General features: G+C 64.8%; 18 protein-coding genes. 14 read left to right on the top strand and 4 right to left on the bottom strand.

What is annotated here, in order from left to right; all coding sequences use genetic code 11:
* The first annotated feature begins 4 nt into the window (after window positions 1-4).
* From AC3WJE_RS01300 to rpfC, 7 genes are all read left to right on the top strand, one after another.
* The gene (locus AC3WJE_RS01300; protein ID WP_493728947.1) at window positions 5-937 is read left to right on the top strand and encodes a hypothetical protein; all 933 of its coding nucleotides are present in this window, start codon (window positions 5-7) and stop codon (window positions 935-937) included.
* Between the two features lie 8 nt (window positions 938-945).
* Complete coding sequence (recJ, locus tag AC3WJE_RS01295) at window positions 946-2,658, top strand: single-stranded-DNA-specific exonuclease RecJ (protein ID WP_493729027.1); 1,713 nt, start codon at window positions 946-948, stop codon at window positions 2,656-2,658.
* 152 nt (window positions 2,659-2,810) lie between these two features.
* Window positions 2,811-3,707: a LytTR family DNA-binding domain-containing protein gene (locus AC3WJE_RS01290; RefSeq protein WP_493728946.1), complete on the top strand. Its 897-nt coding sequence runs from the start codon at window positions 2,811-2,813 to the stop codon at window positions 3,705-3,707.
* A gap of 87 nt (window positions 3,708-3,794) precedes the next feature.
* A protein-coding gene (gene prfB, locus AC3WJE_RS01285; RefSeq protein WP_493728945.1) for a peptide chain release factor 2 occupies window positions 3,795-4,920 on the top strand; the annotation gives its coding sequence in 2 pieces (ribosomal slippage) (window positions 3,795-3,869 and window positions 3,871-4,920; 1,125 coding nt in all).
* 113 nt (window positions 4,921-5,033) lie between these two features.
* Window positions 5,034-6,548, top strand: coding sequence for a lysine--tRNA ligase (lysS, locus tag AC3WJE_RS01280; protein WP_493728944.1), 1,515 nt, complete (start codon window positions 5,034-5,036; stop codon window positions 6,546-6,548).
* A 127-nt stretch (window positions 6,549-6,675) separates the two neighbouring features.
* Window positions 6,676-7,815, top strand: coding sequence for a cyclic di-GMP phosphodiesterase response regulator RpfG (gene rpfG, locus AC3WJE_RS01275; RefSeq protein ID WP_493728943.1), 1,140 nt, complete (start codon window positions 6,676-6,678; stop codon window positions 7,813-7,815).
* 23 nt (window positions 7,816-7,838) lie between these two features.
* A complete protein-coding gene (rpfC, locus tag AC3WJE_RS01270) occupies window positions 7,839-9,983 on the top strand; it encodes a sensor histidine kinase RpfC (RefSeq protein ID WP_493728942.1) in 2,145 nt (714 codons plus the stop codon).
* Between the two features lie 10 nt (window positions 9,984-9,993).
* Here rpfC and rpfF read toward each other — a convergent pair whose 3' ends face one another.
* Window positions 9,994-10,863 carry a diffusible signal factor synthase RpfF gene (gene rpfF / locus AC3WJE_RS01265; RefSeq protein WP_493728941.1) on the bottom strand — a complete coding sequence of 290 codons (870 nt, stop codon included), beginning with the start codon at window positions 10,861-10,863 and terminating at the stop codon, window positions 9,994-9,996.
* Between the two features lie 434 nt (window positions 10,864-11,297).
* Window positions 11,298-12,968 (bottom strand): long-chain fatty acid--CoA ligase, encoded by a 1,671-nt coding sequence (locus tag AC3WJE_RS01260; RefSeq protein ID WP_493728940.1) that lies wholly within the window; start codon window positions 12,966-12,968, stop codon window positions 11,298-11,300.
* 211 nt (window positions 12,969-13,179) lie between these two features.
* On the opposite strand from AC3WJE_RS01260, the gene AC3WJE_RS01255 reads away from it, so the two are divergent.
* Window positions 13,180-13,620, top strand: coding sequence for a nuclear transport factor 2 family protein (locus AC3WJE_RS01255; protein ID WP_493728939.1), 441 nt, complete (start codon window positions 13,180-13,182; stop codon window positions 13,618-13,620).
* A gap of 89 nt (window positions 13,621-13,709) precedes the next feature.
* On the opposite strand, the gene acnA is transcribed toward AC3WJE_RS01255, so the two are convergent.
* Complete coding sequence (gene acnA, locus AC3WJE_RS01250; RefSeq protein ID WP_493728938.1) at window positions 13,710-16,466, bottom strand: aconitate hydratase AcnA; 2,757 nt, start codon at window positions 16,464-16,466, stop codon at window positions 13,710-13,712.
* 164 nt (window positions 16,467-16,630) lie between these two features.
* Window positions 16,631-17,527: a LysR family transcriptional regulator gene (locus tag AC3WJE_RS01245; protein ID WP_493729026.1), complete on the bottom strand. Its 897-nt coding sequence runs from the start codon at window positions 17,525-17,527 to the stop codon at window positions 16,631-16,633.
* Window positions 17,528-17,653: 126 nt separating this feature from the next.
* Between AC3WJE_RS01245 and AC3WJE_RS01240 the strand changes: the two genes are divergently transcribed.
* The 6 genes from AC3WJE_RS01240 to AC3WJE_RS01215 all read left to right on the top strand — a co-directional run bounded on the left by AC3WJE_RS01240 (window position 17,654) and on the right by AC3WJE_RS01215 (window position 23,469).
* On the top strand, window positions 17,654-18,748 hold the full coding sequence (locus AC3WJE_RS01240) for a 4-oxalomesaconate tautomerase (protein WP_493729025.1): 1,095 nt from the start codon (window positions 17,654-17,656) through the stop codon (window positions 18,746-18,748).
* A gap of 72 nt (window positions 18,749-18,820) precedes the next feature.
* On the top strand, window positions 18,821-19,876 hold the full coding sequence (locus AC3WJE_RS01235; protein ID WP_493728937.1) for an ABC transporter substrate-binding protein: 1,056 nt from the start codon (window positions 18,821-18,823) through the stop codon (window positions 19,874-19,876).
* Between the two features lie 13 nt (window positions 19,877-19,889).
* Window positions 19,890-20,723, top strand: coding sequence for an ABC transporter ATP-binding protein (locus tag AC3WJE_RS01230; protein WP_493728936.1), 834 nt, complete (start codon window positions 19,890-19,892; stop codon window positions 20,721-20,723).
* Complete coding sequence (locus AC3WJE_RS01225) at window positions 20,707-21,483, top strand: ABC transporter permease (protein ID WP_493728935.1); 777 nt, start codon at window positions 20,707-20,709, stop codon at window positions 21,481-21,483. Before AC3WJE_RS01230 ends, AC3WJE_RS01225 begins: the two co-directional genes overlap by 17 nt.
* A 115-nt stretch (window positions 21,484-21,598) precedes the next feature.
* Window positions 21,599-23,053: an OprO/OprP family phosphate-selective porin gene (locus tag AC3WJE_RS01220; RefSeq protein WP_493728934.1), complete on the top strand. Its 1,455-nt coding sequence runs from the start codon at window positions 21,599-21,601 to the stop codon at window positions 23,051-23,053.
* A gap of 191 nt (window positions 23,054-23,244) precedes the next feature.
* On the top strand, window positions 23,245-23,469 hold the full coding sequence (locus tag AC3WJE_RS01215) for an AbrB/MazE/SpoVT family DNA-binding domain-containing protein (protein WP_140721576.1): 225 nt from the start codon (window positions 23,245-23,247) through the stop codon (window positions 23,467-23,469).
* Window positions 23,470-23,472: the final 3 nt, after the last annotated feature.

Below are 23,472 nucleotides of genomic sequence, written 5' to 3'. Positions count from 1 at the left end.
GGGCGTGTCCTCCGTGCCCGAACAGGCCGCGCTGCTGTTGCCGGAACGCGGCCGATTGGTCGGGGCCGCGCTGACCGACGAGGTTGCGCGGGCGCTGGGTCGCGCAGACCGGGACGCGCGCGAAAGCGGTGAGACGGCGCAATTGCGCCGTCATTTCAAACTGGTGCCTGAGCATTGGCCGGTGGCCGCACTGACCCGTCAGCTTGATGCCGGTGACGCGCAGGGCGCCACCTGGGTGCGCGCCGATCCCGCCTACGTGGTGCCCGACATGCAGGGCGCGCGGGTGATGGCATATGGCGAGACGCTGGGGCTGGATCAGGACGATGTGGCGGCGCTGCTGCCGGCATTGAAGCCGATGTTCGGCGATGCCGGTTTCCTGCTCGATGCGCCGGTGCCGTCGCGCTGGTATCTGCGCCTGTCGCCGGAGGCGAAGCTGCCGGCGTTCGATGAGCCGGGCGATGTGCTCGGTGACGACTTGTTCGACCACCTCCCGGAAGGCGAGGTCGGACGGCGTTGGCGTGCACTGCTGACCGAGGCGCAGATCGTGCTGCATCAACACCCCTGGAATCGCGAGCGCGCTGCACGCGGCAAGCCAGCGATCAACTCGTTGTGGTTCTGGGGCGGTGGTGTCTATCCGCATGCAGTCAGCTCGCCGCATGCGCAGGTGCGTAGTCGTGAGTCGCTGTTGCTGGCACTCGCGCGGGCCAGTGGTGCTGATAGCGAGGGCGAGCAGCACGTCGATGCACTGGTCGATCTGCGCCAGCTGCGTTCGCTCGAGCAGTTTTCCAATGAGGTGATCGCGCCGTTGCTGGCCGCGATGCGACGCGGCGAGCTGGATCGATTGCTGCTGGATTTCCAGGATGGCGAACAGTTCGTGTTGGAGCGACGCCAACGTTGGCGATTCTGGCGCAAGCCGCTGGCCCGGCTAGCCGGATGAGCCGTCCATTGCGGATCGTGCGCCGGCCAACGGGTGATCCCGGCAGTTGGCCCGAAACCATGCCGCCGCTGCTGCAGCGTCTCTACGCCGCGCGTGGCGCCACCTGTGCCGAGGAGGCACAGCCGCGACTGACGCAACTGCTCGCACCGGTCGGATTGGCCAACATCGATCGCGCCGTGGCATTGCTGGCCGAGGCCATCGCGGGCGGTCGTCGCATCCTGGTGGTCGGTGACTTCGATTGCGACGGCGCGACCGCCTGTGCGGTCGCGGTGCGCGGCCTGCGCCTGCTCGGCGCGACCGAAGTGATACATGCGGTACCGAACCGCATCGTGCATGGCTACGGCCTGTCGCCCGCGCTGGTGGAAGAGCTGGCGCCGCTGCAGCCGGATCTTCTGGTGACCGTCGATCACGGCGTGGCTTGCCATGCCGGCGTTGCTGCGGCCAAGGCGCTGGGCTGGCAGGTGCTGGTGACCGACCATCACCTGCCGGGCAAGCAGTTGCCGCCGGCGGACGTGATCGTCGATCCCAACCTCGACGGCGATGGCTTCCCGAGCAAGGCCCTGGCCGGCGTCGGCGTGATCTTCTACGTGCTGATGGCGTTGCGCGCGCATCTGCGCACGGCCGGTGCATTCGAGGGCAGCGGCCCGGACCTGTCCACGTTGCTCGATCTGGTCGCAGTCGGCACGGTGGCCGATCTGGTCGCGCTGGACGTCAACAACCGGGCACTGGTTTCCGCCGGCTTGCGTCGGTTGCGGCAAGGGCAGGGCTGTGTCGGGTTGAAGGCGCTGATCGAGGCCAGCGGTCGCAATGCCGCGCGGTTGACTGCCAGCGACATCGGTTTTGCGCTTGGGCCACGCCTGAATGCTGCAGGTCGGCTCGAAGACATGGCGTTGGGTATCGAGCTGCTGCTGACCGAGGATCCGGCGCAGGCGCGCGAGATCGCTGCGACGCTGGAAGAGATCAATGCCGAACGCCGCGCGGTCCAGCAGTTGATGACCGACGATGCCGAGGCCGCGGTCGCGCGTGCGTTGCTGAGCGCCGGCGAGGAGCCGCCATTGGCTGCATGCCTGTTCGATGCCGAATGGCATCCGGGCGTGGTCGGGCTGGTCGCTTCGAAGATGAAGGACCGGTTGCACCGCCCGGTGTTCGCGTTTGCTCCCGCCGAGCCCGGCAGCAACCAGTTGCGAGGTTCGGCGCGCTCGATCCCTGGCCTGCATATCCGCGACGTGCTGGCGGCGGTGGATGCGGCGCAGCCGGGTTTGATCGAGAAATTCGGCGGCCATGCGATGGCGGCCGGACTGAGTCTGCCGCGCGCGGCGTTGGCGGCATTCGAGACGGCGCTGTTGGCGCATCTGGAAACCAGCCTCGACCGAGCGCTGCTGCAAGCCGAGCTGCACAGCGACGGCGAGCTGGCGCCGCATGAACTGGACTTTGTTCATGCCGAGGCGCTGCGCACGGCCGGGCCGTGGGGGCAGGGCTTCCCCGAGCCGCTGTTCGATGGCGAGTTCGAGGTGCTGCAGTGTCGCGTGCTGAAGGAGCGACATCTGAAGCTGAGCCTGCGCTGCCATGGCCGCGGCGAGCCGCTGAACGCCATCCATTTCAATGGCTGGCAGGGCCAGGAGCTGAGCCGGCAGGTGCGTATCGCCTACCGCCTGGTCGGTGACGATTATCGTGGTGGCGATGCGATCCAACTGATCGTGGAGCATTGCGAGCCGGCCTGAGCATGCGGCTTCAGAAGAGCCCCTTGGCCGGGAATCTTTTGGCAGAGGCTGGTCACGGCTGAAGCCGCTCCTGCACAACCGTTGTTCGGATGGTCGTTACGGTCAGGAGGAATCCGTTCTGCCAATCGCCAGGCGTCGCCTAGAATGCCCGGATGAATAACGGTTCAGCATCCGGCGCCCTGGAGCGTTTCCGGCCCTGGCGGCGAAGCGCGGAGATCCTGTTCTGGCTGCTGGTGGTTGCGATCAATTGCAGCGGCAATGCCATCACCGTCTGGATGGATGCTCGCCGCGCAGGACTGTCGTGGATGCGGCCATGGGAGCCGTGGGTCTGGGAGTTCTCCAGCGGTTTCGTCTGGCTGCTGGTATTGGTTCCGATCATCATCTGGTGCAGTCGTCGCTGGCCGCTGCATCTGGATACCTGGCGGCGCCGGCTGCCCTGGTACCTGCTGGCCAGCCTGCCGGTCTCGGCGATACACGTGCTGGCGATGGTCGGGCTGCGCATGCTGGCCTACCGACTTGTCGGCGAGCACTACGACTTCGGTCCATGGCCGCGCGAGTTCCTCTACGAGTACCTCAAGGACATACGTACCTTCGCGATCATCATTGCCTGCGTGGACGGCTACCGCTTCCTGTTGCGTCGGCTGCAAGGTGAGGTGCAACTGCTGGCCGCTCCCGATGAGGGGCCGCCGATCGAGCCGATCGAGCGCCCCGAACGCTTCCTGGTGCGCAAGCTGGGCCGCGATTTCCTGGTCGCCACCGACGATATCGAGTGGATCCAGGCCGCCGGCAACTACGTCAATCTGCACCTGCGCGGCCACGACTACCCCTTGCGCAGCACCATGGCCGCGATCGAGTCGCGGCTGGATCCGACGCGCTTCGTGCGCATCCATCGCAGCTATCTGGTCAACCTGCGCAGGATCGTGTCGATCGAGCCACTGGAGGGCGGTGAGGCGAGGGTCCATCTGGCCGACGCGGCGGTGCTGCCATGCAGTCGCCGCTATCTGCCGGGGCTGCGTGCCGCGGCCGGCGAGACCGAGGCGGCCGCGTGAGCCAGGCCGGCCCGGCACGCCTGCCGAGGGCCAGTCAGCAGTGAGCGAACTTGTTAGAATTGCGCTCTTGTTTGCCGGAAAATCGACATGATCGAAACCAATCCTATCCGCCAGCGAATCGTCGATCTCAGTGATCGCGTGATCTCGCTCAGGGGGTATCTTTGACTACGACGTCAAGAAAGAGCGTCTCGAGGAAGTAACCCGGGAGCTGGAAAGCCCCGACATCTGGAACAACCCTGAATATGCCCAGCAGCTAGGCCGCGAGCGTTCGCTGTTGGACAAGACCGTGGGCGGCATCGCCGCGGTACTGGACGGCCTGGCCGAAGCCGGCGAGTTGCTGGAGCTGGCCGAGAGCGAGCAGGACGAGGACACCGCGCTGGCGGTCGTCGCCGACCTCGACAAGTACCAATCCCATGTCGAGAAGCTGGAGTTCCAGCGCATGTTCTCCGGTCAGATGGACAGCGCCAACGCGTTCGTCGACATCCAGGCCGGAGCCGGCGGCACCGAGGCCCAGGACTGGGCCGAGATCCTGCTGCGCATGTACCTGCGCTGGGCCGAATCGCGTGGCTGGAAGACCGAGCTGATGGAAGTCTCCGGCGGCGAAGTGGCCGGCATCAAGTCCGCCACGATGCGGGTCGAGGGCGACTTCGCCTACGGTTGGCTGAAGACCGAGATCGGCGTGCACCGACTGGTGCGCAAGTCGCCGTTCGACTCCGACAACCGTCGCCACACCAGTTTCACCTCGGTGTTCGTATCGCCGGAGATCGATGACAACATCGAGATCGACATCAACCCGGCCGACCTGCGCACCGACGTGTACCGCTCCTCCGGTGCCGGCGGCCAGCACGTCAACAAGACCGAGTCGGCGGTGCGTATCACCCACATCCCGACCAATACGGTCGTGGCCTGCCAGACCGGCCGCAGCCAGCACCAGAACCGCGACAATGCGATGAAGATGCTGGCCGCGAAGCTCTATGAGCTGGAAGTGCAGAAGCGCAATGCGGAGAAGGATGCATTGGAAGCGACCAAGTCCGACATCGGTTGGGGCAGCCAGATCCGCAACTACGTGCTCGACCAGAGCCGCATCAAGGATCTGCGCACCGGCATCGAGCGCAGCGACACCCAGAAGGTGCTCGACGGCGACCTGGACGAATTCGTCGAGGCCAGCCTGAAGGCCGGCCTGGAAGCCGGTTCCAAGCGCATTGATGCTTGAAAGCCGGGATTCGGGAGTTGGGATTGGGGATTCGTAAGAGCATGACGAATCCGCAGCCTCTCTCGAATTCCGAGTTCTTAAATCCCGAATCCCCAATTTCGAATCCCATTGTCATGACCGACCAGACCGCCACGCCCACGCCTGCCGACGAAAACAGCCTCATCGCCGAACGTCGCGCCAAACTCAAGGCGCTGCGCGAGAAGGGCGTCGCCTATCCGAACGACTTCAAGCGCGAACAGTTTGCGGGCGACCTGCAGACCGAATTCGACGACGTGGAGACATGGACTGCCGAAGCGTTGGAAGGTCTGGATCGGCAGGTCAGGCTCGCCGGCCGCCTGATGGCCAAGCGGGTGATGGGCAAGGCCAGCTTCGCGCAGATCCAGGATGAGTCCGGGCGCATTCAGCTGTTCCTGCAGGGCAACGCACTGGGCGAGGTCTATGACGCGTTCAAGGGTTGGGACGTGGGCGACATCGTCGCGGTCGAGGGCGGGCTGACTCGCACCCGCACCGGTGAGTTGTCGGTGAAGGCCACCGCGCTGCGCCTGCTGACCAAGTCGCTGCGCCCGTTGCCGGACAAGTGGCACGGGCTGTCGGACGTGGAGCAGCGCTATCGCCAGCGCTACGTCGACCTGATCGTCACGCCGGAGGCCCGTGAAGTCTTCATCAAGCGCTCCCGGATCATCCGTGCGATCCGCTCGTGGCTGGATGCGCGGCGCTTCCTGGAAGTGGAGACGCCGATGATGCATTACATCCCCGGTGGTGCCACCGCCAAGCCGTTCACCACCCACCACAACGCGCTGGACCTGCAGTTGTACCTGCGCGTGGCACCGGAGCTGTATCTGAAGCGGCTGGTGGTCGGCGGGCTGGAGCGCGTGTACGAGATCAATCGCAACTTCCGCAACGAAGGCGTTTCGACCCGTCACAACCCTGAATTCACCATGCTCGAGCTGTACGAGGCCTACGCCACGTACCACGAGGTGATGGACCTGACCGAGAGCGTGATCCGCGATGCCGCGCAGTCGGTGCTGGGTGTTACTCAGGTCGAGTGGGACGGCGCGCAGATCGACCTGGGGCCGACCTTCCGCCGCTGGCGCATGGATGAAGCCGTGCGCCATCACAACCCCGAGATTTCCGTGGCCGACTGCACCGACCGCGAGGCGCTGCTGCGCCATTGCGAGCGGCTGAAGATCAAGGTCAAGCCGTCCTATGGCTGGGGCAAGCTGCTGCTGGAGATCTTCGAGGCCACGGTCGAGCACACCCTGGTGCAGCCGACCTTCATCACCGACCACCCGGTCGAGGTCTCGCCGCTGGCGCGTGCCAGCGATACCGAGGCCGGCTACACCGATCGCTTCGAGCTGTTCATCAACGGCAAGGAGATCGCCAACGGTTTCTCCGAGCTCAACGACCCGGAAGACCAGGCTGCGCGCTTCCAGGCGCAGGTCGAGGCGAAGGACGGTGGTGACGACGAAGCGATGCACTTCGATGCCGATTACATCCGTGCGCTGGAGTACGGCATGGCCCCGACCGGCGGCCTGGGTATCGGCATCGACCGGCTGGTGATGCTGCTGACCGGCAGCACCTCGATCCGTGACGTGCTGCTGTTTCCGTACATGCGTCCCGAAAACTGATCCTGCCAGCGATCGTGGACTATGCTGCCGGCCTGTTTCCTGCCTATGCTTGGCCGGGCGGCCGCAAGGGTGGTCGCCCCGCCGTGGCCGGCGCCTCGGCCCGCGCTCCTGAACGGAGGAAACGGTCATGCATGATGTGGCAGTTCACGCTCACGGCGCATCTTCTACCGCCGCGTCACCCACGACCTGGCACAACAGGACAGACGCCGGCTTGAACATCGTCATCGTCGACGACCAGACCTCCGCACGCACCATGCTGCGGCATGTCATCGAGGACATCGCCCCGGAACTGCGGGTGTACGACTTCGGCGATCCGCAGGCCGCGCTTTCCTGGTGCGAGAGCGGACGGGTGGATCTGCTGCTGCTCGACTACCGCATGCCGGGCATGGACGGACTGGAGTTCGCACGACGCCTGCGGCGTCTGCCGAGCAACCGTGACATCCCGATCATCCTGATCACCGTGGTCGGTGACGAACCGGTACGTCAGGCAGCGCTGGAAGCCGGCGTCATCGACTTCCTGGTCAAGCCGATCCGTCCGCGCGAACTGCGTGCGCGCTGCAGCAACCTGCTGCAGCTGCGCCAGCAGAGCGAGAGCATCAAGCAGCGTGCGCTGTCGCTGGAGCAGCGCCTGCTGGCCAGCATCAACGAAGTCGAGGAACGCGAGCGCGAAACCCTGTCGCGGTTGGCACGTGCGATCGAGTATCGCGATGCCGGTACGAGCGCCTACCTGGAGCGGATGTCGCATATCGCCGGGTTGATCGCCGAGCAGTTGGGGCTGTCGGAGGAGGAGGTGCGCATCATCGAGATGGCCGCACCGCTGCACGACATCGGCAAGATCGCCATCCCCGACGCGGTGCTGCACAAGCCGGGCAAGCTGGACGAGGACGAGATGGCGATCATGCGCCGGCATCCGCGGATCGGCTACGAGTTGCTCAGTGGCAGCCAGAATCGTTTCATCCAGGTCGGCGCGCTGGTCGCGCTGCGCCACCATGAGCGTTACGACGGCAGTGGCTATCCGGATGGCCTGATCGGCGAGGCGATCCCACTGGAAGCGCGCATCGTGGCGGTTGCCGACGTATGCGACGCGCTGCTCTCGCCACGCCCCTACAAGGAGGCCTGGAGCATGGATGCCACCCTGGCCTACCTGTACGCGCAGCGCGGCCGCTTGTTCGACCCGCGCTGCGTCGATGCCCTGGTTCGCTCCCGCCCGGCGCTGGAGCGGATCTGCGAGAAGTTCTCGAAGGCTTCTGAACGGCCGGGAGTGTGACGGCGATGGCAGCGGCTCTCGACATGATGCGGAGCAAGCTGGCACGGAGGCCGGATAGCGAGCATGCGCAGAACTTCATTCGTATCGTCATCACCACCCTGTTCATCGGCTACCTCGGCTGGCGGTATTTCCACCAGGACCACGAAGACACGCTGCTGGCGACCTGGCTGATCCTGATTCTTGAACTGTCAGTCGCGTTGTCGTTGGCGGTGGCAATTCTGTTGCAGCCACAGGTTTCGCCAGTGCGACGCGCGATCGGCATGCTCACCGATTACGGCTGCATGGGCGCGGTCATGGCGATCCAGGGCGAACCGGCCGCTCCGCTGTACGCGGTTTGCATGTGGGTGACGATCGGTAACGGCATGCGTTATGGCAGTTACTACCTGCGTGCGGCTACGGCGATGGGCTGTGCCTGTTTTCTCGCGGCGATTCTGATCTCACCGTACTGGCAACATAACCAGTACCTGGCATGGGGATTATTGATCGGGCTGGCTGCGGTGCCGCTGTACTTCGACTCGCTGTTGCATGCGCTCACCCGAGCGGTCACTGAGGCACGCCACGCCAACGAGGCCAAGAGCCGCTTCCTGGCCAATATGAGCCATGAGTTCCGCACGCCGCTGAATGGCCTGTCCGGCATGACCGAGGTGCTGGCGACCACGTCGCTGGACAGCGAACAGCGAGAATGCTTGAACACAATCCAGGCATCTACGCGCAGCCTGCTGTCGCTGGTGGAAGAAGTGCTGGATATTTCCGCGATCGAGGCCGGCAAGATTCGCGTCGATAAGGAGGACTTCTCGCTGCGTGAGCTGGTCGAAGCGATCGGTTTGATCTTGCAGCCGCAAGCACGCGGCAAGGGGCTGGATTATCGAGCCGACATGGCCGCTGACGTTCCGGACTGGCTGCGTGGCGACCCGGGTCATCTGCGACAGGTGCTGCTGAATCTGGCCGGCAACGCGGTGAAGTTCACCGACGCAGGTCACGTGCAGCTGCGGATAGCGCCGCAGGCTGCGTTCGGGCGCGAGGGTATCCGGATTCGCTTCGAGATCGTTGACAGCGGGATTGGCATTCCGGCCGATTTGCGTCCGCGTCTGTTCGATGCGTTCGAGCAGGCTGATGTCGGGCTGGCGCGACGCCACGAAGGCACCGGCCTCGGCACCACGATCGCCAAGGGCCTGGTCGAGTCGATGGGCGGCCAGATCGGTTTCCGCGACAACGAGCCATGCGGCAGTGTGTTCTGGTTCGAGTTGCCGTTCGAGGCCGGTACGCTGACCAGCATGGTGGCGGCGAAGGTCGCGGCGAAGGCTGATCCGGCCTCCAACGTGATTGCCTTTTCCAACCCTTTCCTTCGCCACCGCGCACGCGTGCGCAGCATGCGCATCCTGGTTGCCGACGATCACGAGGCGAACCGGATGGTGTTGCAGCGCCTGCTGGAGAAGGCGGGGCACAAGGGGGTTTGCGTCAACGGCGCAGAGGAAGTGCTGGACCGGTTGGATGAATCGCAGTACGACGCAGTGATCGTCGATCTGCACATGCCGGGCATGAGCGGTTTGGACATGCTTAGGCAGCTGCGAATGCTGCAGGCCTCGGGGATGCCATATACGCCGGTGATGGTGCTTAGTGCCGATGTGACTCCGGATTCGATCCGTGCCTGCGAGCAGGCCGGCGCTTGCGCCTTCCTGGCCAAACCGGTAGTGGCTGCGCGCTTGCTAGACACCCTGGCCGACATTGCGGCCAATGGGCGCCTTCAGCCGAGCAGCAGCCTGGTGGTGGCAACTGCGCCGGTCGTGGATGGCGTGCTGGATCCGGGCGTACTCGAAGAGTTGGCCTCGCTGGGGATGGGGGATGGTTTCGAGCAACAGTTCATCCGCCAATGTCTCAGTGATGCGAGCGACTGTATGGCCGGCATTGACGAGAGCGGCGTGCAAGGGCAATGGGAGCAGCTGCGTGAGCACGCCCACGCGTTGCGCGGTGTGGCCAGCAATCTTGGTCTGGTGCGGGTGGCGGCTGGTGCCGGTGAGATGATGCGGATGACGGACTGGCAGCTGAAGGCGGAGTGGAAATCACGCCACACCGCGCTTCGAGAGCAGATAACACAGGGAAAGGTCGCACTCGACGCTCGTTCGACATCTCGCCGGATACGTGACGACGAGTGCACCCCCGGTTCCTGAGCCACAGGTTTCAGTCGATCTCGATACCACCACGCCGGGTCTGTGCACGCACCAGCCGCTCCATCGTGCGCAGCGATTTCTCGCCCAGTTGCAGGGCGGTATCCACCCAGATCTCGGTGATTCGCATCATCTCCTCGAGCGGCACCTGGGTGGCGATGCTGCGGACCTGTTGCATCGCAGCCCAGGCGTGCGGGGTGCGACGGCTGTTGCGGATCACCTGTTCGACTGCGGCAATGCCTTGACCACGTGGTACGACCACGTCCACCAGCCCCATCTGCTTGAGCTGCTCGGCGCTGTAGAGATTGCCTTCCAGCATGATGCGTTCGGCCAGGTGCGGACTGATCCGTTGGCACATGAACGAGTAAGCCCCCATACCCGGGAACAGATCGAACAGCACCTCGGGAAGGCCCATCATGACGCCTTCCTCGGCGACGATGGTGTGGCAGCTCAGTGCGGCCTCGAAGCCGCCACCCAGTGCGTTGCCCTGGACCAGCGCGATGCTGTGAGCACCTGCACCGAGCCCCGCGTGGAAGGCGTGCACGCCACGCACGCAGCGCTGGGCATAGTCGAGCAAGCGCGCACGATCACCTTCCTTGATCAGGCGGCAGAACAGTTCCAGGTCACCACCAAGATTGAAGACGTCGCTATCGGAGGCCAACACCACATGGGGCGAAAGCGTGCCGGCCTCGATCAACTGCCGTCCGAGCCGTTGCTGATAGTCGACGATGTCGTCCACCAGGCGTGAGGAAAAGCACGGCCGTCCTGGCTCGGCGACCAGATTGGCGTGCATATGGATCCAGAAGACGTCGCGTGCGGTTTCTTCGACGACACGAAGGGTGTCGTGACTGCGTGAGACGGGAAACGGGTGGACTGCAGACATGAGGATTCTCCGTGGTGACCGTCCGGTCGGCCGCGTTGCGGACGGAGAAATGGAAAGCGTGGGAGGGGGGAGCACGCGCCGACCCCTCTGATTCTATGCGCCTAAAAACGAAACTCCCGCGGAGCCGTCGTCAATCGGTGCCGGGAACAATAAAAAATATTCGACATGGCGGGGCCGCCGCTGTGTATTTCGTGGCGAAACGGCGGGATATTGTCTGCCACGGCATCGCAGGAAGAGCGTCTTGCCACGATGGAATCGATCCGTGGGGCTCCTCGATTTACCGGCTGCTGGGCAGCTATTGGAGAGCTGTAATCGGTTCCGACATGCAACGGCATTAAACGACCGCGACAAGCACCAACGACACATGCTTCAGCCGGCTGCAGGCATGAGAGCCGTTCGCGGCGGGAGGCCACGAACGGCTATCAAAGAACGTACTAGTGGGGTGTGTCCCGCAACTCGCGACGCAGTATCTTGCCGACGTTGGTCTTCGGCAGTTCCTTGCGGAACTCGACGATGCGCGGGTGCTTGTAGCCGGTCAGGTTGGCGCGGGCGTGGGCCTTGACGTCTTCGGCGGTCAGGTTCGGGTCCTTCTTGACGATGACGACCTTGACCACCTCGCCGGATTTCTCGTCGGGGACGCCGACGGCAGCCACCTCGGCCACGCCGGGCATCATCGCGATGACGTCCTCGATCTCGTTCGGGTACACGTTGAAGCCGGACACCAGGATCATGTCCTTCTTGCGATCGACGATGAAGAAGAAGCCCCTCTCGTCCATCCGTGCAATGTCGCCGGTGTGCAGCCAGCCGTCGGCATCGATGGTCTTGGCGGTCTCTTCGGGGCGCTGCCAGTAGCCCTTCATCACCTGCGGGCCCTTAATGCACAGCTCGCCGATCTCGCCGCCCGGCAGCTGGTTGCCGGCGTCGTCCTTGATGCAGGCATTGGTGGAGGGCACAGGCAGGCCGATCGCGCCGTTGTAGTCGGCCAGGTGCGGCGGGTTGATGCAGGCTGCGGGGGAGGTCTCGGTCAGGCCGTAGGCCTCCACCAGGGTGACGCCGGTGACTTTCTTCCAGCGCTCGGCCACGGCGCGCTGCACCGCCATGCCGCCGCCCAGGGACATCTTCAGGTTGGAGAAATCCACCTGATCGAAGCCGGGGGTGTTGAGCAGGCCGTTGAACAAGGTATTGACGCCGGTGATCGCGGTGAAGCGGGTGTTCCGCAGTTCCTTGACGAAGCCGGGCATGTCACGCGGATTGGTGATCAGGTAGTTCAGGCCGCCCAGGCGCATGAAGACCAGGCAGTTCGCGGTGAGGGCGAAGATGTGGTACAGCGGCAGCGCGGTGATGACCACCTCTTTGCCGTACTCCAGATCATTGCCCAGCCAGGCGCCGGCCTGCTGCATGTTGGCGACCAGGTTGCGATGGGTCAGCATCGCGCCCTTGGCCACGCCGGTGGTGCCGCCGGTGTACTGCAGGAAGGCGATGTCTTCGGGTTCGATGTCCACCGTCGGCAGCGTGTGGGTCTTGCCGATGGACAGGGCCTGGCGGAAACGCACCGCACCGTGGATCTCGTAGTCCGGCACCATCTTCTTGATGTACTTCAGCACGAAGTTCACCAACAGGCCCTTGGCGCCGAGCAGGTCGCCCAGGCCGGTGGTGATCACATGCTTGACCGGCGACTCGGCGAGCACTTCCTGCACGGTCTTGCCGAAGTTGTCGATCACCAGGATGGCGACGGTGCCGGAGTCGACCAGCTGATGCTTGAGCTCGCGCGGGGTGTACAGCGGATTGACGTTGACCACCGTCAGGCCGGCCCGCAGGATCCCGAAGGTCGCGATCGGGTACTGCAGGCAGTTGGGCATCATGATGGCGACGCGGTCGCCCTTCTTGAGCTTCAACTCGCCCAGCAGGTAGCCGGCGAACTGCGCGCTGAGACGATCCAGGTCGCCGTAGGTGAGGGTCTTGCCGAAGTTGGAATAGGCCGGGCGGTCGCGGAATTTCTCAGCAGACGACTGGAACACCGCGGCGACGGAGCGATAGGCCTCCAGGTCGATCTCGGCCGGTACGCCTTCGGGATAACTGTTCAACCACGGACGTTCCTGACTCATATTCCCCCTCCAGGAAATAACAATGGGCGGCGGTCATGGTGGGAATGTCCACCAGTTCACGTCTTGGGAGGATACCGTCCCGCATGGAAAAGGCGAAGGGCCCGCGGCGCATGGGGGCAGGCGGCCTTCAAAGAGCTGCTGCTCTGCATCAATGCGTTCGTACCTGAGTCTGGCGATACTGCTCTGATCACCCCCTTCAAGGAATGAGGCCATGCTTCTCGTGACGATTGCCCTGGCTGCGGCGGCCATCGCACCCCCGGCAACGATCGATCCGCAGGTCCGTGCCGCGATCGAGGCCACCTGTTTCGATTACGTCGATGGTCAGCTGGAAGGCAACGCGCAGCGTGTCGCACGCTCGCTGCATCCCGACCTGGCCAAGCGGCAGGTGTTGGGCGATACGCCGGATGAGCGACTGGGCTTGCGCCGGATGAGCAAGGAGGAACTGGTCAGCCTGACCCGGCAGGGCGCGCTGAAGACCCCGAAGGAGCAATGGGATCGTTCATGCCGGGTGCTCGATGTTGCCGGCAATGCCGCGGTGGTGCGCGCGGAAACCCCGTGGTTTGTCGATTTCTTCCACATGGGACGCTTTGGCGAGCGCTGGATCATTGTCAACGCGCTGTGGTACTCCAAGCCGCGCGAGCCGGCGGAATAAGCACCGCCGTCATTACGAACGGAGCCGGGCATGGACCCGGCTCCGTCGCTCCTGGAAACCTCGATCGCTCATCGAGGTATCGCGATGCCTCAGGCCGCCTGCTTCGCTGCAAGCTGGCGCAGCACGTACTGCAGCAGGCCACCGTGCTTGAAGTACTCCACTTCCTTGGGCGTCAGCAGCAGCACCTTGACCTCGAACGTCTTGGTCGAGCCGTCGGCCTTCTTGGCGGTGACCTTGGCGCGCTTGCTGGCGCCGTCTTCCAGGCCGGTGATGTCGAAGGTCTCCGAGCCGTCCAGACCCAGCGTCTGCGCGTTCTGCCCGTCGAGGAACTGCAGCGGCAGCACGCCCATGCCGACCAGGTTGGAGCGGTGGATGCGCTCGAAGCTCTCGGTGATCACTGCCTTCACGCCGAGCAGGTTGGTGCCCTTGGCCGCCCAGTCGCGGGAGGAGCCGGTGCCGTATTCCTTGCCGGCCAGCACCACCAGCGGCACGCCGTCGGCCTTGTACTTCATCGCGGCGTCGTAGATCGACAGCTTCTCCGGCGGTGTGCTGCCGAAATACAGGGTGTTGCCGCCTTCCTCGCCGCCGAACATCAGGTTCTTGATGCGGATGTTGGCGAAGGTGCCGCGCACCATCACGTCGTCGTTGCCGCGGCGGCTGCCGTAGCTGTTGAAGTCGGCCGGCTGCACGCCGCGCGACTGCAGGAAGCGGCCCGCCGGCGAGTCCTTCTTGATGTTGCCGGCCGGCGAGATGTGGTCGGTGGTGATCGAGTCGCTGAACAGGCCCAGCACGCGCGCGCCATGCACGTCTTCGACGTGGCCGACCGCCATGGTCATGCCATCGAAGTAGGGCGGGTTCTTGATGTAGGTCGAATCCGCATCCCAGGCGTACAACTCGCCATCGGGCGAGGCGATGGTGTTCCAGCGGGTGTCGCCCTTGAACACGTCGGCATAGTTCTGCTTGAACATCTCCGGGCCGATGGTGGCGGCGATGACGTCGCCGATTTCCTTGTTGCTGGGCCAGATGTCGCGCAGGTACACCGGCTGGCCGTCGCTGCCGGTGCCGAGCGGTTCGCGGGTCAGGTCGATGTCGGTGGTGCCGGCGAGGGCGTAGGCGACCACCAGCGGCGGCGAGGCCAGGTAGTTCATCTTGACCTCGGGATGCACGCGGCCCTCGAAGTTGCGGTTGCCCGACAGTACCGAGGCCACCACCAGATCGCCTGCAGCGATACCGGCGCTGACCTCGGTCGGCAGCGGGCCGGAGTTGCCGATACAGGTGGTGCAGCCGTAGCCGACGATGTAGAAGCCGACCTTCTCAAGCTCTTTCAGCAAGCCTGCCTTTTCCAGGTAATCGGTGACCACGCGCGAGCCCGGCCCGAGCGAGGTCTTCACCCACGGCTGGCGATTGAGTCCACGCGCGGCGGCGTTGCGGGCCAGCAGGCCGGAAGCGACCATCACCGCCGGGTTGGAGGTGTTGGTGCAGGAGGTGATCGCGGCGATCACCACCGCGCCGTCCTTCAAGCGCACCTTGGTGCCGCCGATCTCGATATCGGCATGGCCCTTGGTGAACTGCTCGTTGCCGACCGCGGCGCCACCGCCTTCGTTGACGAAATCGGCTGCATCGCCGTTGCGCTTGTCGCGGTTGGCGGTCATGCCGACCAGGTTGTCGCGGTAGTTCTTCTGCATGTCCTCCAGCAGCACGCGGTCCTGCGGACGCTTGGGGCCGGCCAGCGACGGCTTGACCTCACCCATGTCCAGTTCCAGCGTGGCGCTGTAGCTGGCATGCGTGCTGCCGGGTTCGTGCCACAGGCCCTGCGCCTTGGCGTAGGCCTCGACCAGCGCGATGTGCTCTTCGCTGCGGCCGGACAGGCGCAGGTAGGTCAGCGATTCGGCGTCGACCGGGAAGATGCCGCAGGTGGCGCCGTACTCCGGTGCCATGTTGCCGATGGTGGCGCGGTCGGCCAGCGGCAGGTGCTGCAGGCCGTCGCCGTAGAACTCGACGAACTTGCCGACCACGCCCAACTTGCGCAGCATCTGGGTGACGGTCAGCACCAGGTCGGTGGCGGTGGCGCCCTCAGGCAGCTTGCCGGTCAGTTTGAAGCCGACCACCTGCGGGATCAGCATCGACGAAGGCTGGCCGAGCATCGCGGCCTCGGCCTCGATGCCGCCCACGCCCCAGCCGAGCACGCCGATGCCATTGATCATGGTGGTGTGCGAATCGGTACCGAACACGGTGTCGGGATAGGCGATAGCCTCACCGTTCTTGTCCACGGTCATGACCACGCGGGCGAGGTTTTCCAGATTCACCTGATGGACGATGCCGGTGTTCGGCGGCACCACCTTGAAGTTGTCGAACGCCTTCTGGCCCCAGCGCAGGAAGCCGTAGCGTTCCTTGTTGCGCTGGAATTCGATCTGGCCATTGATGTCCAGCGCATCGGGCTTGCCGAACACGTCGACCTGTACCGAATGGTCGATCACCAGTTCGGAGGGGATCAGTGGATTGATCTGGCCGGCCTCGCCGCCGAGCTTGACCACCGCGTCCCGCATCGCGGCCAGGTCGACCACGCAGGGCACGCCGGTGAAGTCCTGCAGCACCACGCGCGCGGGCATGAAGGCGATTTCGATATCCGGCTCGGCCTTCGGATCCCACGTCGCCACCGCCTCGATGTGCTCCTTGCCAACGGTGATGCCGCCGTCCTCGTTGCGGAGCAGGTTCTCCAGCAGGATCTTCATGGAATAGGGCAGGTGGGCGATGTCGAACTGCTGCCCCAGCTTGGGCAGGCTGTAGTAGGCGTAGGTCTTGCCGCCGACGTCCAACTGGCTGCGGGTGGAGAACGAATCGCTCATGCGGTGGCTCCTTTTACGAATGGCTTGCAGTGGGCCGAAACGGACCTGCTGGCGTTTACCGGGAATGTCTGCCTCCCGAGCCCGTCCAGTATGCGGGACGGCAAGCATGGCGCAGAGTCCGCGGCGCAGGACGCAAGGTTACATGGCTGTATGTAGCGTGGATGTCACGGCTTGCTGCGCCACTGGCTCATCAGCATCTGCAGGAATCGCTCGGCGCTTGGCGAAAGCATGGCACCGCGCCGTCGGACGATGCCGATTGTGCGCGAGACGACCGGGTTGCCGATCGGCCGGGTGACCAGGGTCGGATGGTCGCCGTCGGGCGTGGCCATGCGCGGCAGCACCGAGACGCCGATCCCGGCCTCGACCATGCCGAGCGAGGTGGACAGGTGCGTTACCTCGTAGTGCCAGCTCAGCTTGAGGTTCTCGCGCGCCAGTGCGCCGTCGAGCAGGGTGCGGTTGCCGCTGGTGCGATGTACGGTGATCAATTGGTGGCGTGCCAGATCGGACCATTCGATCCTGCGCTTCTTCGCCAATGGGTGATCGCGGCGGCAGGCCAGCACGAAGGGGTCTTCGGCCAGCACATCGAAATCCAGGTTGGGGTCGTTGGCCCCCATGAAGTTGATGCCGAACTCGACCTCGCCACGCTCAACCGCCTGCAGGCCCTCGGTAGCCGGGATGTCGAGGATGCGGAAGCGCACGTTCGGGAACGCTTCGTGAAAGCGCGCCATCACGCTGGGCAGGAAGTAGAACGCGGCGGTCGGCAGGCAGGCGATGGTGATCTGCGCGCCGCGCGTGTCGTCCTGCCCGCGCACGGAGAACAGCGAGCCGTCGAACTCCTCCAGCATGCGTCGAACCAGTGGCAGCAGGTTCTCGCCGACGGCGGTGGTGGTGACGCTGCGGGTGGTGCGTTCCAGCAACGGCGAGCCGACCGCCTGCTCCAGCTTCTGTATGCGCCGGCTCAAGGCGGGCTGGGAAACGTGCAGCGCTTCCGCGGCGCGATGGAAGCTGCGCGTCTCGGCGACGAGCAGGAAGGCGCGCAGATCGAGGATTTCGCAATTGATGCTCATGGCGTATTAATTAGGAAAAAATTAGCAATTCACAGATCAATCTTGCTCATGCCAGTATCGGATCACAGGCTCTTATTCATCCGATTAGAGCATCAATCTAGCATACACATGTCCAATGATCTGCTTAGCCTTCCGTGCGTCCTCATGCGCGGCGGTACCTCCAAGGGGCCGTTCTTCCTGGCATCCGACCTGCCGGCCGGCCCGGAAGCGCGCGACCGCCTGTTGCTGGAAGTGATGGGGTCCGGCCATCCGCTGCAGATCGATGGCATCGGTGGTGGTCACGCGCTGACCAGCAAGGTGGCGATCATCGATCACGCCAGTCGCGCCGATGCCGATGTCGATTACCTGTTCGCCCAGGTGTGGGTGGAGCGGCAGGTGGTGGACACCTCGCCCAACTGCGGCAACATGCTGGCCGCGGTCGGGCCGTATGCGATCGAGCGCGGGTTGGTGCAGGCGCGCCATCCGCGAACCGAAGTGCGCATCCACAACGTCAACACGGGCAAGCTGATCGTGGCCACGGTGGAAACACCGCACGGCCAGGTCGCCTACCGTGGCGATACCCGCATCGCCGGTGCGCCTGGCACTGCTGCACCGGTACAGCTGACCTTCCTCGATGCCGCCGGCGCGCTCACCGGTCAGTTGCTGCCCAGCGGCCATGCCATGGAGGAGATCGACGGCGTGCCGGTCAGCCTGGTGGACTGTGCAATGCCCATGATGCTGGTGCGCGCGGCCGACCTGGGCGTGCCTGGCGATGCCGGACCGGAAGCATTGAATGCGGATGCCGCGTTGCTGGCGCGGCTCGAGCGCATGCGCGTGGAAGCCGGAGCCCGCATGGGCATCGCCGATGCCGGCAACAAGGTGGTACCCAAGCCGGTACTGCTTTCCGAGCCCCGGCAGGGCGGGCATCTGCAGGTGCGCTACTTCATGCCACATCGCTGTCATACGGCCCTGGCGATCACCGGTGCGGTCGGCCTGGCCACCGCCGCGGTCACGCCCGGCACGCTGGCGCACACTTTCGTCGGGTGTCTGCCGTTGCCCAGTAGCATTACGCTCGAACACCCGAGTGGTGCCCTGGAAGTCGGCCTGAGCCGCGGTTCGGAGAACGCGCCGGTCGTCGCCAGCGTGGTACGTACCGCCCGTCGCCTGTTCGAGGGACGCGTGTTCGCCACCTCGCCCGTTTCCGCCGAAGCCCGCCAATGGACCTCCGCGGCATGACCTGAATCGGTCGGTCCGCGCATGGCTGCGCGGGTCGGCCATCCACAACGCTCCACATCCTGGGAGGGATAGATGTACAAGCCGTTCTTTACCGCCATGCTGGCCGCGGCCAGCCTGTTGCTTGCCGGCTGCGGCAAGGAGGGAGCTGCGGGCGCCGCAGCCAGCGGCGCCTCCGATGCGCCAGTGCGCATCAGCGTCGGTTCCTACAACCTCAATAACCTTCCGTTCTTCATCGCCGATGCCAACGGCTATTTCGACCAGGTCGGCCTGAAGGTACGCACCGAGAACTTCGCGCAGGGGGGCTCGAAGGTGTTGCAGGCGCTGGTGGCCAATTCCACGGACGTGGCCGTGGGCTTCTACGACCACACCATTCAGATGCAGGCCAAGCACAAGGACGTGACCGCGTTCGTGCTGCTTTCGCGCAATTCCGGGCTGGTGCTGGCCGGGCGCGAGAACACCGCCTTTGACCCGAAGCGCCCGGAGACGATCAAGGGACTGAAGGTGGGCATCACCGCGCCCGGTTCGTCGTCGGATTTCTTCGTGCGGCACTACCTGGCCCGGCACGACATCGCCGAGGACAGCGTGTCGCTGATCGGGGTCGGCTCGGGTGCGGCGGCGGTGGCGGCGCTTGAGCAGGGCAAGATTGACCTGCTGGTGAACTACGACCCTGCTGCCACGCTGATCACCGAGCGCAAGGTCGGCAAGATCCTGATCGATGCGCGTAGCGATGACGGGGCTCGCGAGGTATACGGCGGCCTGTATCCGACCTCGGTTATGTACGCCAATCGCAGCTTCCTGGAAAAGCGCCCGGACGCGGCCGAGAAGATCGCGCGCGCCGAGCAGATGGCACTGCGCTTCATCGCCGAGCACAGCGCGAAGGAAATCGTCGATGTCTTGCCCGATGCCTACGTGTCCGGCGACCGCGCGACCTATGCCCATGCGGTCGAGAATGCGCGCGCCATCTTCACCACCGACGGACGCTTCAATCCGGAAGACCTGAAGATCCCGCTGGCCGTGCTGCGCGAGTTCAATGCCGACGTGGCCAATGCGGACATCGATCTTTCCAGGACCTACACCAATACCTTCGTCGAGCGTGCCAGCGCCGCGACGACGGCTGCCAAACAGTAAGCGGAGGAATCCCATGGCACTCAATGCCAACGTGCGGCGCCTCGACGTCGCACCGCCACCGGCCGTGGCGCAAGTCATGGTCGCCATCAACCGGATGACGATGTCGTTCGGCAACTTCACCGCGGTGCGCGACGTGGACATCCAGGTCCGCGACGGCGAATTCCTGGCCGTGGTCGGCCCGACCGGATGCGGCAAGAGCACCATCCTCAACGCGGTGGCCGGCTTGCTCAAGCCGGCCTCCGGCGACATCGCCATCGATGGACGCAAGGTGCAGGGCGTGCAGGAGTCGGTGGGCTACCTGTTCCAGCAGGATGCACTGCTGCCGTGGAAGACCGCGTTGCAGAACGTCGAACTGGGGCTGCGTTTCCGCGGTGTTTCCCAGGCCGAGCGCGAACAGAGCGCGAAGGCGTGGTTGGCGAAAGTCGGCCTGGCCGGCTTCGAGCATCGCTACCCGCACCAGCTCTCCGGAGGCCAGCGCAAGCGCGTGCAGATGGCGCAGGCGCTGATCGTCGAGCCGAAGGTGATCCTGATGGACGAGCCGTTCTCGGCTCTGGACATCCATACCCGCCACCTGATGCAGAACGAGTTGCTGCGGCTGTGGCAGGAGGACCGGCGCTCGGTGATCCTGATCACCCACGACCTGGAAGAAGCGATCGCGCTGGGCGATCGGGTGGTGGTGCTGTCCGCCGGACCAGCCAGCCGCGTCGTGCATAGCTTCGATGTCGGCCTGGAGCGGCCGCGCAATGTCGCCGAGATCAAGCTCGACGAACGTTTCACCGACCTGTACCGCGACATCTGGGCCTGCCTGCGCGGCGAAGTGGAGAAGAGTTATGCACGCCAAGACTGACAAGTTCATCCAGGCCGCCCTGGTGGTGGCCATTTTCGGCGGCTGGCAGACCGGCATCGTGCTGGGCTGGATCGATCCGTTCTTCTTCCCGGCGCCGTTGGACATCATCCAGCAGATGTACGCGTGGTTGTCGGATACCTCATTCTATCGGCACGTCTACATCACTCTGACCGAAACCGCGCTGGGCTACATCATCGGCACTGCGCTGGGTGTCGCCGGCGGTGTCTGGCTCGGTCTGAGCCGGCGTGCGGCACGCATCCTCGATCCCTTCATCAAGAGCTTCAACGCGATCCCGCGCGTGGTGCTGGCGCCGATCTTCGTGCTCTGGCTCGGCCTGGGTCTGTGGTCCAAGGTCGCACTGGCGGTGACGCTGGTGTTCTTCACCACCTTCTTCAATGCCATGCAAGGCGTGCGCGAAGTGAACCCGGTGGTGCTCGCCAATGCGCGCATCCTCGGCGCCGGCCGCGGTGATCTGTTGCGCCATGTGTACTTCCCTGCGGCGGCGAGCTGGATCCTGTCGTCGCTGCGCACCTCGGTGGGCTTCGCCGTGGTCGGCGCGATCATCGGCGAATACCTGGGCGCTTCGGCGGGCCTGGGTTATCTGATCGCGCAGGCCGAAGGCAACTTCAATGCCGTGGGTGTGTTCGCCGGCATCATCATCCTGGCGGCCTTCGTGCTGGTTATCGACGGGATGCTCGACCTCGTCGAGAACCGCCTCATCACCTGGCGCCCGAACAGCCAGGCCCAGGCGACCAGCTAAGCCCAAGCGTGAGCCGCGCCACCGGGCGATATCCGGTGGCGCAGGTCCATCCGCACCTTCCCGCACACCATCAGGGCCAGCATCAGGCCGGAGGCCGGCTGGTCGGAGAGAACCCATGAATCACCATCCCGTGCTGCCCCGCGCAGCGCTGACGGTCGCGCTCGGCCTGCTGCTGGGCAGCGGTCACGCCGCCGCCCAATCCGGCGCTTCCGGCAACGCCTCCCCGAAGCCCCTGAGCCAGGCCGAATTGAGCGCCCTGGTCCAGCAGCAGGCGAAGCAGATCCAGCAACTCGAAGCGCGCCTGCGCGTACTGGAAGACGGTTCTTCCACGGCGGTGGCCGGTATTTCCGCAACGTCCGCCACCAGTGCAGCAGCCCTGGAAACGCGCATGGCAACGCTGGAATCGAGCCAGGCCAAGGCGCCGAAGGTGTCGTGGTCCAAAGGCGCGCCGGAGTTCTCCAATATCGATGGCTCGGTAACCTTCCGTCCACGTGGTCGCCTGTTCGTGGACGGCTCCAGCACCCGCGGCTCGTCGGCCAGCGATCGCAATCTTTCCGGCACCGAGATCCGTTCGGTACGCCTGGGCGCGGAAGGACGCTACGGCATCCTCGGCTGGGTGGTGGAAGGTGATTTCGCCGACAACGAGGTGGCATGGAAATCCGTTTATGCAACGGTGGACCACCGTGTGTTCGGGCTACCGGCCGATCTCACCATCGGCAATCGTCTCAACGACCGCGGCATCGATGGCTCCAGCAGTACCTCCAACACGCCGTTCCAGGATCGCAACGTGGTCGGCTTGTTGGTGTTGCCGCAGCGTGGTCTGTTCGGCGTCGGCCTGACCGAGCGCGTGTACGGCAAGGATTGGCATGCCAGCCTGTCGGTGGCCGGCAATGACCTCAACAATACGGGCAACGACAACGACAGCCTGACCTGGGCGGCTCGCACGCACTGGAACCCGCTGTCGCGCAAGGACGCCACCATTCACCTGGGCGCGTGGGCGTTCCACGAGGAAATCGCGGCCGGCGCCAGTGGCGTGCTGCGCAGCTCGGCCATCTCCGGACATTTCAACGATCTGGTGAAGATTCTCCCCGGTGCACTGGCGGGTGCCGAGCGCAGTACGGCCTATGGCCTGGAGGCGGCCGGTTTCTTCGGGCCGGCCTGGGTGACCGGGGAGTGGGGCACGCGCAATCTGCGCGGCGTGAATGCCACTGGCCGCTACGATCTGGACCACCAGGCCTCGGCGGTATCGGCCGGCTGGTTCCTGGGCGGCGCCACGCCGGCCTATGCGGGCAAGACGGGCACCTGGGGCAAGGTCAAGGTGAACGACCCGGTCACCGCCGGCGGGCGCGGCGCCTGGGAGCTGAAGACGCGCTACGAGGACGTGGACTATGCCGAATTGCCGACCGGCGGCACTGGCCATGCCTGGACGGTGGGCGCGAACTGGTACCTGAACGATCTGAGCCGGATCATGTTCGACGTGATCCGCTGGCAGACCGACAACCGCAGCGGCGCGGTGCAGGGCGCAGACAAGGGCACCACTGTGAATACGCGGTTCCAGTTGGTGTTCTGATAACCGGGGTTTCCCGTCATTCCCGTGTGAACGGGGATGACGGTGTCCCAAAGCCCTGGGATCGCGAGCGGTTCATGGAAAAGGTCATCGCCCGCGATGGCTGAACGAGGGGGCGGCCAGGGCGGGATGTGGCGCTACCGGTATGGCGCCCTGAGTATGTATAATTCGTGCATACCGAAGAGGGCGTACCCATGGAAGCCACCGTTGCCGAACGCGGTCAGATCACGCTGCCCAAGGCCGTGCGCGATGCCCTGGGCCTGACCAAGGGTACCCAGCTCAAGGTCGAGCTCGACGGTAGCCGCATCATCCTGCGCAAGAGCGTGGACGATGCCATTTCCCGTGCCCGGGGCAAGTTCGCGCTGGACGGTTTCGATTCCTCCGAGGCCGCGGTGCGCGCGGTTCGCGACGAGGAGTAGGCC

Source organism: Pseudomonas sp. GW821-FHT07E12 (assembly GCF_058986605.1).
The sequence above is the reverse complement of the archived record's forward strand: the minus strand, read 5'-3'. Positions and strand labels throughout refer to the sequence as shown.